Annotated in this window: 10 protein-coding genes and 1 riboswitch; of the genes, 5 read left to right on the top strand and 5 right to left on the bottom strand. The window is 69.4% G+C overall.

What is annotated here, in order from left to right:
- Window positions 1-339: 339 nt before the first annotated feature.
- Together L6E10_RS28210 and L6E10_RS28205 are read right to left on the bottom strand one after the other, a co-directional pair.
- Window positions 340-1,680 (bottom strand): polysaccharide lyase 6 family protein, encoded by a 1,341-nt coding sequence (locus L6E10_RS28210; protein WP_236223009.1) that lies wholly within the window; start codon window positions 1,678-1,680, stop codon window positions 340-342.
- Window positions 1,681-1,724: 44 nt separating this feature from the next.
- Entirely contained in the window at window positions 1,725-2,159 is a 435-nt protein-coding gene (locus tag L6E10_RS28205; RefSeq protein WP_236223007.1) for an NUDIX hydrolase, read from the bottom strand.
- Window positions 2,160-2,262: 103 nt separating this feature from the next.
- Between L6E10_RS28205 and L6E10_RS28200 the strand changes: the two genes are divergently transcribed.
- Window positions 2,263-3,165 carry an SPFH domain-containing protein gene (locus L6E10_RS28200; protein WP_236223005.1) on the top strand — a complete coding sequence of 301 codons (903 nt, stop codon included), beginning with the start codon at window positions 2,263-2,265 and terminating at the stop codon, window positions 3,163-3,165.
- Window positions 3,165-3,398, top strand: a complete 234-nt coding sequence (locus L6E10_RS28195) for a hypothetical protein (protein ID WP_236223004.1) — start codon at window positions 3,165-3,167, stop codon at window positions 3,396-3,398. The genes L6E10_RS28200 and L6E10_RS28195 overlap by 1 nt, the downstream gene beginning before the upstream one ends.
- Here the strand turns inward: L6E10_RS28195 and L6E10_RS28190 are convergent.
- Window positions 3,395-4,141: a PIG-L deacetylase family protein gene (locus tag L6E10_RS28190; RefSeq protein WP_236223017.1), complete on the bottom strand. Its 747-nt coding sequence runs from the start codon at window positions 4,139-4,141 to the stop codon at window positions 3,395-3,397. The two genes, L6E10_RS28195 and L6E10_RS28190, sit on opposite strands and share 4 nt — an antisense overlap.
- Before the next feature lie 397 nt (window positions 4,142-4,538).
- Here L6E10_RS28190 and rpsT point away from each other — a divergent pair, with 397 nt between their 5' ends.
- Complete coding sequence (rpsT, locus tag L6E10_RS28185) at window positions 4,539-4,805, top strand: 30S ribosomal protein S20 (RefSeq protein ID WP_090100067.1); 267 nt, start codon at window positions 4,539-4,541, stop codon at window positions 4,803-4,805.
- A 91-nt stretch (window positions 4,806-4,896) separates the two neighbouring features.
- The gene (locus tag L6E10_RS28180) at window positions 4,897-5,700 is read left to right on the top strand and encodes a class I SAM-dependent methyltransferase (protein ID WP_236223002.1); all 804 of its coding nucleotides are present in this window, start codon (window positions 4,897-4,899) and stop codon (window positions 5,698-5,700) included.
- Window positions 5,701-5,710: 10 nt separating this feature from the next.
- Here L6E10_RS28180 and holA read toward each other — a convergent pair whose 3' ends face one another.
- Window positions 5,711-6,679: a DNA polymerase III subunit delta gene (holA, locus tag L6E10_RS28175; RefSeq protein WP_374237566.1), complete on the bottom strand. Its 969-nt coding sequence runs from the start codon at window positions 6,677-6,679 to the stop codon at window positions 5,711-5,713.
- An 87-nt stretch (window positions 6,680-6,766) separates the two neighbouring features.
- Window positions 6,767-6,910, top strand: a riboswitch (SAM riboswitch).
- Between the two features lie 11 nt (window positions 6,911-6,921).
- On the opposite strand from holA, the gene thrC reads away from it, so the two are divergent.
- Entirely contained in the window at window positions 6,922-8,178 is a 1,257-nt protein-coding gene (thrC, locus tag L6E10_RS28170) for a threonine synthase (protein ID WP_090100073.1), read from the top strand.
- Here thrC and L6E10_RS28165 read toward each other — a convergent pair.
- Window positions 8,162-11,068 (bottom strand): DNA internalization-related competence protein ComEC/Rec2, encoded by a 2,907-nt coding sequence (locus tag L6E10_RS28165; RefSeq protein ID WP_236222998.1) that lies wholly within the window; start codon window positions 11,066-11,068, stop codon window positions 8,162-8,164. The genes thrC and L6E10_RS28165 overlap by 17 nt on opposite strands.
- Between the last annotated feature and the right edge of the window lie 417 nt (window positions 11,069-11,485).

The following is an 11,485-nucleotide window of genomic DNA, read 5'->3' as shown; positions in this document are numbered from 1 at the left end:
CTCTCAAAGGAATATCTCTGACGAGAGATATTCATATTACTGGCTGTGTTATCGGCACGCTGTTGAGTTCTCAAAGAACACGCGCTCACCGGATCCTCACTCCGTTTCCGGAGTTTCTCTCTCGGGGCTGTGTTTGAAGCTTATTTGGTCTTGCTCTCCGGTGTCAAATCGGCCTCTTGGAGGCTCTTTGTCTTCCGGTTTTTGGCCAGGCCCGTTCCGGTTGGTATTTCCGGCCCGCTTCGCTCTGACATGGAGAACATTACACGGGCCTGTTTCGATCTCCAAATCGGGGGGTCCTGGTGACCGCCACACGTGCGGTCACCAGGACAAACGCGGTCGTCAGGGCGCGGAGGCCCCGACATCGGACTTCGTCAACGGCTTCCGCACAGCCGAAGAGCTGTACTCGTCGGCGCCGACATCCGGCTTCCCCGAGCGAGACTGCGGGTCGAAGTCACGCGTCACGTACGAGTTCGAGCCCGCGGAAGCGTCGATCGCCGGGCTTCCGGACGAAAGGCGCAGCAGACCGTTCGCGTCGCGCACCAGCTTCGGGTCGACGGAGCGGTAGCCCGACGGGATGCCGGCGGTGCCGCCCCACACGATGTTGCCCTCGTACCCCACGGTCGACCCGCTCATCATGTCGATGAGCTTCGACGACGAGCCCTGGATGACGTTGTTCGCGAGCACGCAGTCCTTCGGTGCGTAGGTGCCCGTGTCGCTGTCGACCACGGCGCCCGTGCCGACCAGGGTGTTGAACGCGACCGTCACGCGGTCCGGCCGGTCGTGCGACGTGGAGGCCGGCCCGCTGTCCGTCTCCGAGCCCTTCCCGAACACGATCGCCCGGTCGCCGGTGTTCTGCACGTAGTTGTTGAACACCCTGTGGTCGTTCCCGTGGAACCGGATGCCGCTGCCGAACAGCAGGTTGCCCTCGACCGTGGTGCGGTTGCCGTGCCGCAGGACGATGTAGCCCTTGCTGTCGCGGATGGTGTTGAAGCGGACCGTGTTGTCCGAGGCCTTCACGGAGATGGCCTCGGAGTCGCCGTTCGCCTTCTCGAACAGGTTGTGCTCGATGACCGCGTACGCCGACTTGGACTGCTTGTGGCTGTAGCCGAGCCGGATCGACTCGCCGCCGTTAGTGCCGGTGAAGCTGTGGTTGTAGAAGTGGTTGTGGTGGATCCAGGTCCTCTTGGCGATCTCGCTGCCCGGACCGGTCACCTGCAGGTACACGCCCTCGTTGCTGCGGTTCGAGAACGTGTTGTGGTCGACCTGGACGTCGTCGGCGCTCACCGTGAGAGAGGCGCCGTCCTTGTTCCCGTTGTAGGTGTTGCGGGTGATGCGCGTGGCCTGCGCTTCCACCGGGACCGTGAGCGTGCTGGTTCCGTCGAAGACGAACCCTTCGATCGTCACGTCCCGGACGGCCCCGAGCTCGAACCCGCCTCGGGTGAAGACCGTGCCGCCCGCGGTGCGCGCGGCGACCGTGATGCCCGACTTGGTGATCTTGATGGGCTTGTCCGCGAGGTGCACGCCCTCGGCCAGCACGATGCGTTGGCCTGGTCGTGCGTTGTCGAGCGCGGCCTGCAACGAGGACACGGTCGACGCGCCGACGACGGCGGCGAAGGCAGGCACGTGGACGAAGGACGACAGCAGGGCGGCCGCGCCCACTGCGGCCAGTGATCGGATCATTCGCCAACTCCGGTGTGGGGTCGTCGGCGGCGGCAGAGGGGAAGCTACCGCAGGATTCCGCCGGGTGGGCTGTTCCGGTACAGGCCCAGGGCGGTGTCCAGTGACGGCACGCGCTCCAACTCTCCGATGTCTGCGAGGGGGAACCACTGCGCGAGGTCGGTCGAGCCGCCCACCTCGTTGCGGAGCTCGCCGCCGACGATCCGCACCTCGTACATGATGCGAAGGGCGTGGTAGTCGCGGTCGGGCTCCTCGCGGAGCTCGGAGTCGATGCCGAGCAGGCGGACCACCTCGGCGAGGTAGCCGGTCTCCTCCTCGACCTCCCGGACGACCCCGTCGTACGGGTGCTCGCCGTGGTCGATGCCGCCGCCGGGGAGGATCCAACGTTTGCCCTTAGGGCCAAGCCAGCGCGCCAGCAGGATCTCGCCATCGTCGTTGATGCACACCCCGTACGCGGCCACGCGCTGCTTCTTCGCCCTCATGCGACGCAGCGTAACTTGCGGGCAACGCGAAAAAAGTGATATCACTTAGCTACTACTTCGCTAGGGGGTCTGGATGAGCGCATCCATCGACACAACGGTCCACATGCCGGCGCCTGTCGTCCGCGAGAAGCACGCGCGGGAGCTGCCCGGTCTGCCGATGTTCCTCGTGGGTTTGGCGGTGCTGGCTGTGAGCGCGTGGACGATCATCGAGGGCGTCAGGGCGGTCGACCCCGACGGCGGTGACCCGTCGCCGGGCCTGCTGATCGCGGGGCTCCTGCTCTTCGGCGCCGGGGCCCTGATCTGGAAGGGGCTCTTCACCGTCGCGCCGGGTGAGGTGCGGGTGCTGCAGTTCCTCGGCCGGTACGTCGGCACGGTCCGCACGGACGGTCTGCGGTGGGCGAACCCGCTCACCACCAGGGAGAAGATCTCCGTCAGGATCCGCAACCACGAGACGGCGACCCTCAAGGTCAACGACGCCGACGGCAACCCGATCGAGATCGCCGCTGTGGTCGTGTGGCAGGTCGAGGACACTGCGCGCGCACGGTTCGAGGTCGACGACTTCGTGCGGTTCGTGGGCATCCAGACCGAGACCGCGGTGCGGCACATCGCGAACAGCTACCCGTACGACAACCACGCCGAGACGGGTCTGTCCCTGCGGGAGAACGCGGACGAGATCACCGAGACGCTGGCGATCGAGATCGCGGCGCGCGTGCAGTCGGCGGGCGTGAAGGTGATCGAGTCACGGCTCACGCACCTCGCGTACGCGCCGGAGATCGCCCACGCCATGTTGCAGCGTCAGCAGGCCGGCGCGGTCGTGGCGGCGCGGACCCGGATCGTCGAGGGTGCCGTCGGCATGGTCGAGCTCGCGCTGGAGCGGCTCGCCGAACACGAGGTCGTCGAACTCGACGAGGAGCGCAAGGCGGCGATGGTCTCGAACCTGCTCGTCGTCCTGTGCGGTGACCGTTCCACCCAGCCCGTGGTGAACACCGGGTCGCTCTACACCTGATGGCGGATCGCAAAAGCGTTCTGCTCAGGCTCGACCCGGCCGTGCACGACGCGTTGAGCAGGTGGGCGAACGACGAGCTGCGCAGCACCAACGCGCAGATCGAGTTCCTGCTGCGGCGTGCGCTGGCGGACGCGGGCCGGCTGCCCGGCGAGGTGAAGAAGATGCCTCGCCGCGGCCGGCCCCCGAAGAAGCCCGGGAGCAAGAACGACGACGAGCCGGACGAACAGGCTTAGAACTCCGGCGGTGCCTCGAGGTCGTGGGCGCGGAAGAGCACGGCGTGCTCGACGCCCATGGCCTCGCCGCTCATCGCGAGGAACTTCGGGATGAAGTCGGCCGGGGCGGGGTGGTCCGGGAGCGCGGCCAGGTACTCGGCGTGCGCTTCCAGCGAGGCGACGCCGCGGCGCAGCGGTTCACCGGTCACGTCGACACCGTGGGTCGCGCCGGACCCGGCCAGTCCGGGAGTGATGTACCAGCGCACCGAATGCGGCTCCAAGCCCTCGTCGACCTGCTCGGGGAACACCCAGCGGTTGCCGGCGTCGCGCAGCGCGTCGAGGGTCGCGAGCCCGGCCGCGCGGTGGTCGGCCTGGTCGAAGCCGTAGGGCGTCTCGACCTCGAAGCCGCAGCCGAACACGACGTCCGGCTTGAAGCGGCGGATCTCGCGGCAGATGTCCCGGCGCAGGTCCAGGCCGTAGACGAGGACGCCATCGGGGTGTTCGAGAACGGTCAGGTGCTCCACACCGACCACGGCGCAGGCGGCCCGCTGCTCGGCGACGCGCAGCCGCGCGGTCTCCTCCGGCGGGTTCGGCATCCCCGCCTCGCCGCGGGTGAGCAGGAGGTAGCCGACCTCGATGCCGCGATCGGTCCAGCGGGCGACGGCCGCGGACGTGCCGTACTCCATGTCGTCGGGGTGTGCGACGACGCAGAGCACGCGCCGGAAGGTCTCCTCCGGAAGGGCAGGCAGTGTCATGCCCGTCATCGTCCCGCGCGAGACGCCCGGCAACCGGGAACCGGCGGAAGAACTTGCGGGGACGAGCAGTTCCACGAGCGTCTGAGCAGCCGTTCCACCTGCATGAGGAAGCTGTCATCGGGTTCCTCCGTCCGGAGGTGGGCGCGCTGGTCTCAGCGTGTCGTACACGTCGTTCACGACCTCGGATGACGGTGTCCGTGGACCGCCGTGAAGGCGTGGTGAAGTTCACGGCGGTCCACGGACACCGGTGGGCGCGGAGAAGGCCGCCTTCACGGTCCGCTGAGCTGGCCTGATATCCTTCGTCGTCGTGAACGCGCGGCTCTCCGCCGTGGAGGAGACCCGGTCCTTGGCCGGTGCCGACGAAGCGCGCCACGAACCCCGGTTTCGACAAGAAGGGTGATGTCGCATGGCGAACATCAAGTCCCAGCTCAAGCGGATCAAGACCAACGAGAAGGCTCGCCTTCGCAACAAGGCGGTCAAGTCGTCCCTGAAGACGGCCATCCGCAAGTTCCGCGAGGCTGCCGAGGCCGGTGACAAGGCGAAGGCCCTGGAGCTGCTGCAGGACGCGTCCCGCAAGCTCGACAAGGCCGCCACCAAGGGCGTCATCCACGCCAACCAGGCCGCCAACAAGAAGTCGGCGATGGCCCAGCGCGCGAACAAGATCGAGGGCTGATCTCGCTCGCGGAGCCTCGAGCTTCCGCAAAGGGCTCCACCTCCTCCGGGAGGTGGAGCCCTTTCGCGTTCCTGGTGTAGGCGTAGGTCCCATGGACTCGCTGCCGCGCATTCAGTTCGTCGAACTCCACGACCTCGAAGGCACCCCGCCCGTGCTGCGGACCCTGCACACGGAGTCGATCACCACGATTTACCGGCTGACGGACGCGGCGCGGGAGTACTCACGGCCGCTGGCACGGGCGCTGCGGTCGGGCGCGGACCACCGGATCGTCGACCTGTGCGCGGGCTCCGGCGGACCGGTGCCGCTCATCCAGCGCCGGCTGCACGCGGAAGGCGTCCACACCCACGTCACGCTGACGGACCTGGTGCCGAACGTGCGCGCGTTCGAGCGCGTGGCGGCCGAGAACCGGCGTCGGCTGCGCGATTCGTGCTGCTCGGTGGACCACGTGCCCACCTCGGTCGACGCCACGGACTGCCGGGTCGAGGGGACGCGCACGATCTACGGCGCCTTCCACCACTTCCCGCCCGCGCTCGCCGCGCGGATGCTGCAGAACGCCGTCGACACCCGGCAGCCGATCGTCGTCGTGGACACCAAGCGGTCGTTCGTCTACCCGGTGTTCTTCCCGTTCCTGCTGACGCTGGCCGTGCTGGTGGCGGCGCCGTTCCAACGCAATCCCCTGCCGCGATACCTGCTGCGCCTGCTGCTCACCTACGTCGTGCCCGTGCTGCCGTTCATGATGTTCTTCGACAGCGTCGTGTCCTTCCTGCGCATGTACGGGCGCGCGGAACTGCGCCGGATCGTCGACGGCCTCGACCGCACCGAGTCGTTCACGTGGACGATCGGCGTCGAGCCCGGTTTCACCGGAGCCCAGTACCTGATCGGGATCCCGCGGTGACCTTCCACGGTCAGCGGCGGCCGTGCGCGGCGACGATCCGGAGCACCGCGCGTTCCAGCGCGTAGTCGGCGTCGGCCGCGACACCCTTCACGTCGGCGTTCAGACCGGCGACCACCTGCATCGCGTCGGCGAGACCCGACTGGTCCCAGCCGCGCGACTGGGCCTGGGCCTTCTTGATCTTCCACGGCGGCATGCCGAGCGGACCGGCCAGGCTGAACGGGTCGGCCCGCCCCACCGCGGACACGCGCGCGACCGTGCGCACCGCGTCCGCCAGCGCGTCCGCGACCAGCACGTGCGGCACACCGAGCTGCATCGCCCACCGCAACGCCTCCATGGCGCCCGCGCGGTCACCGGTGACGGCCTTCTCCGCGACGGCGAACCCGGTCACCTCCGCCTTGCCCTGGTGGTAGCGGCGGATCTCCTCGACCGTCACCTTGCCGTCGGTGTCGGAGACGAGCTGCGACGCCGCCGCGGCGAGCTCGCGCAGGTTCGTGCCCACGGCGTCGATGAGCGTGGCGACGGCCTCCGGGTCGATCTTGCCGCCCGCCTGCCGCACCTCGTTGCGCACGAACGCCTCGCGCTCGGCGGACTTCGTGACCTTGCCGCACTCCGTGACCGCGGCACCGGCCTTCTTCAGCTGCCCGGGCAGGTCCTTGGCGGCCTTGCTGCGGCCACCACCCGTGTGCACGACGACGAGCGTGACCCCGTCCGCGGGCGCCTTCACGTAGGAGAGCACCGTGTCGGCGATCTCCTTGCTGATGTCCTGCGCGTTCTGCAGGACGATCACGCGGCCCTCCGCGAATAGCGACGGGCTCACCAGTTCGGCCAGCTCCGGAGCCGTGAGATCAGTCACCTGGACGCGGGTCAGGTCGGCGTTCGGATCGACCTCGCGTGCGGCCTCGAGAGCCGCCCGAACAGCACGTTCGACCAGCAGCTCCTCCTCGCCGACGACGAGGTGCAGTGACTCCGGTGCGCTCACGTTCCGCATCCTTCCACGTCCCGGATCGTGGACGGCGGTGGCTCAGCGGCGGACCGGTGCCGTAGCTTGGTGGCCACAACTGAACACCGCTCATCCAGAGGGGCAGAGGGACCGGCCCGAAGAAGCCCCGGCAACCGGCGTCAGCGCTGTGTGCACACCTGTGCGCGCATCTGAGTGCAGACGATCACGGTGCCAATTCCGACCCGTTCGATTTCGCGGGAAAGATGAGGAGATACCTCGCGATGACTGCTGTCTCTGTGCCGACGAGCACCAAGTTCGACCTCGGCCCCGCCCGCGCGCTGCTGTGCCGTGAGTGCGGCAACGAAACCCCTCTCGCTCCCGAGTACGCCTGTCTGGAGTGTTTCGGGCCGCTGGAAGTGGCCTACGACTTCGGGAAGATCCGGCGCGAGGACATCGAAGCCGGCCCCAGGTCGATCTGGCGCTACCGCGGCCTCCTCCCCGTTCCGTCCACTGTGGAACAGCACCCGAACACCGACCCCGGCGGCACCCGCCTCGTCGAGGCGCACAACCTCGCCAAGGCACTGGGCGTCCGCAAGATCTGGGTCAAGGACGACACCGGCAACCCCACCCACTCGTTCAAGGACCGCGTCGTGGGCGTGGCGCTCGCCGCCGCCCGCGAGCTCGGCTTCAAGGTGCTGGCCTGCCCGTCGACCGGCAACCTGGCGAACGCCGTCGCCGCGGCCGCCGCCCGCGCGGGCTGGCGGTCGGTCGTCCTCGTGCCCTCCAACCTCGAGCGCGCCAAGATCCTCATGAGCGCCGTCTACGAGGGCGCCCTGATCGCCGTCGACGGCAACTACGACGACGTCAACCGCCTCGCCCAGGAGCTCGCCGCGGAGAACGAGGACTGGGCGTTCGTGAACGTCAACGTCCGCCCGTACTACGCGGAGGGCTCGAAGACGCTCGGCTACGAGGTCGCCGAGCAGCTCGGCTGGCGCCTGCCCGACCAGATCGTCGTGCCGATCGCGTCCGGCTCGCAGCTCACCAAGGTCGACAAGGCGTTCCGCGAACTCGGCCAGCTCGACCTCGTCGAGGCCACGCCGTACAAGGTGTTCGGCGCGCAGGCCACCGGCTGCTCCCCGATCTCGGCCGCCTTCAAGGCGGGCCACGACGTCATCCGCCCGGTCCGCCCGGACACGATCGCGCGCTCGCTGGCGATCGGCGCCCCGGCCGACGGCCCGTACGTGCTCGACGCGGTGCGCCGCACCAACGGCGCCATCGAGGACGTCACCGACGAAGAGGTCGTCGAGGGCATCAAGCTCCTCGCCCGCACCGAGGGCATCTTCGCCGAGACCGCCGGCGGCGTGACCGTCGCGACGGCGAAGAAGCTGATCGAGTCGGGCCAGCTCGACCCGGACGCCGAGACCGTGCTGCTGATCACCGGCGACGGCCTCAAGACCCTCGACGCGCTCGGCGACACGATCGGCCCTCGTGCGACGGTGCCGCCGTCGGCCGAGGCCGTGATCAAGGCGCTGGGGTAGTCACCTCCTTTCCGGCTCCGGGGACGCGGCTGCGTCTCCGGAGCCGTAGGTGAACTTTTCGTTCAAGAGATGGGCTGCTTCGGAAGCGCGCGGTCCTGTCGGGATGCGTCTCCGTTGCGGCACAACATGATCTCGACAGGGCACGTTGGTTCACAAGGCGATCGCGTCCGTCTTCAGCCAGCCCGTGCGCGGGAAGCGCCGCAGGCCGTCCACCACGTGTGGTCCCACCGCCTCCACGGTCGCGCGCCAGGCCGCGATCCGTTGCGGCCACGGGGCTTCCGCCTTCAGGGCGTTGTAGTGGTAGTCGTGCCAGACGTCCGGGGCGATGCGCAGGTCGTCGTCGAACACGTGCTCGGCCATGAGGTCGTACGCCTCTTCCGGTTTCTCCGCCTTGGTGGGCGGCAGCACGTGGGTGGTGGTCGCCTTGTACGTGACGGCGCGGGTGCCGTCTTCGAGTGTTTCGCAGATGTAGTAGGCGAAATCGGGTTTGAGTTCGTCGTGCGGCCACGGGGTCGCCGCGTAGTTCATCTGCCACAGCGCCCATGCGAGGCCCGGCGTGCCGCCGGGAATCGGGTAGCGCGCGTTGAACAGCCTGATCCAGACCATCTCTTCTCCTTCGTACGATGCGGTTTCCCGGCAGCACCGCCAGGTCTCCGTCCTTGTCGGTGCGCAGCACCGAGGCGCCTCCCGTTCGCAGCACGTCGATCACTTGCGGGCTCGGGTGGCCGTAGCGGTTGCCCGTGCCGACGCTGACGAGCGCTATCTGCGGTCGCACGGCCCTGAGGAACGCGGGCAACGAGTAGCGGGAGCCGTGGTGCGGCACTTTGAGCACCTCCGCGGTCAGGTCCCGCTCTCCCAGCAACGCCGCCTGGCCGGCCAGTTCGACGTCGCCGGTGAGCAGCACGCGGCCTGCTCTCGTGTGGGCTTTGAGCACGAGCGAGTAGTCGTTCACCGTCGTGTTCTCGGCCTCGGCGACCGGTGGCCGCCTGGGACCCATCACCTCCAGGTCCAGGCCTGGCAGAGCGAAGCGCTCCCCTGCCTTCGGTTCCACCACCCGCACGTTCTGGGCGCGCGCTTGTCTGCCGACCTCCCTCCAGGCCCACTCGGGTTCTTTGAGCGGGCCCACCGCGATCGCTCCCACCGCACGTCCGGTGAGCGCGGCTTCCAGGCCGCCGACGTGGTCCGCGTGCAGGTGGGTGAGGACCACGAGCGGGATCTTGGTGATCCCCAACGTCTTCAGGCACCGGTCGACCGCACCGGGATCCGGTCCGGCGTCGACCAGGACCGCCGTGTCCGCGACGTCGGTGGCGAGCACGAGCGCGTCGCCCTGGCCGACGTCGCAGCTGACGACCTTCCAGCCGTCCGGTGGCCAGACCGGTGCGACGACTCGCATCGGCACCAGCACCACGAAGCCGCCGACGAGCACGGCGACCACCAACGTCCGCGTCTTTTTCAGCCGCAGCAACAACACGACCACCGCCGTGACGGCGGCCAGCGCGAGCGCTCCGGTCCAGCCGTCCGGCCAGCCGACCGCCGCGCCGGGCACGGTCGACGCCTGGCGTCCGACCTGGATCAGCCACGTCACCGCGGGACCGGCCACGTGCGCCACCAGTTCGGCCGCGCGGGGCGAGAACGGCGCCACCACCGCTGCGACCACGCCCAGCACCGTCGCCGGCGCGACCACCGGCCCGGCGACCAGGTTGGCCAGCACCGAGACCAGGCTCACCTGCCCGGACAGCCCCGCCACCAGCGGAGCCGTGGCCAGGCTCGCGGCCGTTGGCACGACCACAGCCTCGGCCAGTCCGTTCGGCACGCCACGCTGTTTGAGCGCTTGTGCCCACCTCGGCGCGATGAGCACCAACGCCGCCGTTGCCACCACGGACAACGCGAAGCCCGGCTCACCACCCAGCGCTGGGTCGTGGAGCACCAGGACGAGCACCGCTGCCGCCAGGCTCGGCACCGCCGAGCGTTCCCGGCCCAGCACCAGCCCCAGCAACGTGACGGCGCCCATGACCGCGGCCCTGAGGACGCTCGGCTCCGGTCCCGCCAAGACCACGAACCCGACCAGCGCCACCATCGCCGCGACGGCGGCCTTGCGCGGCCCGAGCCGTCTGGTCAGCAGGTAGACCGCACCGCACACGATGGCCAGGTTCGCCCCGCTCACCGCGAGCAGGTGGGCCAGACCGGCGGTGCGGAACTCGTCGACGATGCGCGGCACCATCTGCTCGGTGTCGCCCACGACGAGCGCCGGCAGGAGCCCGGCCTCCTCGTCGTCCAGCACCCGGCTGGCCTGGGCCAGTCCGTCGCGGAGGTCGTCCGCCCAGCTTTGCCAGACCGGTGGCGGTTGTGGGTCTGCCGGCGGACCCCTCACTCTCAGCAGGGCTGACGCCAGATCGCCGCCTCTCGGCGGGGCGAGCGTGCCTTTGACCGTGACCTTCTGTCCGGGCACCAGGTCTCGCCACTTGGCTGCCGGAGCCAGCAGCACCAGTTGCGCGCCGCCCGCGGTTGCTTTGACCACGACGTTGTCCACGCCCGCCTGGTGGCTCGCGAAGCCCTCGGCCCTGATGCCCTTCGGCCTGGTGACGATCTCGACGGTGAGGGTGGTGCTCCGGCCTTCGTTCGCCGCCAGGCGGAGCGGGTGGGATTCGGCCCGCAGGACGTGGCCGCCGACCCAGGCCGCTGCCACCGGGCCCGAGATCAGCAGGGCTATCGCGCAGGTCCGGTTCCACCACGCCCTGCGCCACGCGGCCAGGCCGATGGCACCTGCCGCCACCCCGGTGCCCACTGCCGCCTGCCAGCTCAGGAAGAGGCCGGCGACCGCGGTCGTCCACACCGCCGCCGCGGCGGGGACCAGGCGGTAGTCCTGGGCTACCGGGTGCTTGCGGGCCACGGGGTGCTTCCCAGGCCGCTCGGCGGATCGGAGGCACGGCTTGGACTGCCTTGGCGTGGCTGGGGAACGTTCGACACCCCGTGCGGGGCGTGGTGCGGCTGGATTCGCGCTTTCCGGTTCGTGTGGTCGTGCGACCTGGGCTCGGTGTGGAGCGGGCGGGTGATGCGGACGGACGGCATGGCTGACTCCGATCTAGGGATGGATGGTTGCCGCGCACAACCGGCAGGCGCGCTTTCGGGGGCGGGTGGTGTCGGGGGCGGGTGGTGTCGGACTGGGTAGGGCCGGACTGGGTGGCGCCAGTGCGGCTGGAGCCGAGTTGGGCGGCACCTTGCTGGGCGGGGTTGGGCTGGACGGGATTGGACCGGGCTGTACCCGGCTGGATGGGACTGGACTCGGCGGCATCGCCACCAGTGGAGC

The organism is Lentzea sp. CC55, assembly GCF_021056325.1.
Classification (GTDB): Bacteria; Actinomycetota; Actinomycetes; order Mycobacteriales; family Pseudonocardiaceae; genus Lentzea; species Lentzea jiangxiensis.
The sequence above is the reverse complement of the archived record's forward strand: the minus strand, read 5'-3'. Positions and strand labels throughout refer to the sequence as shown.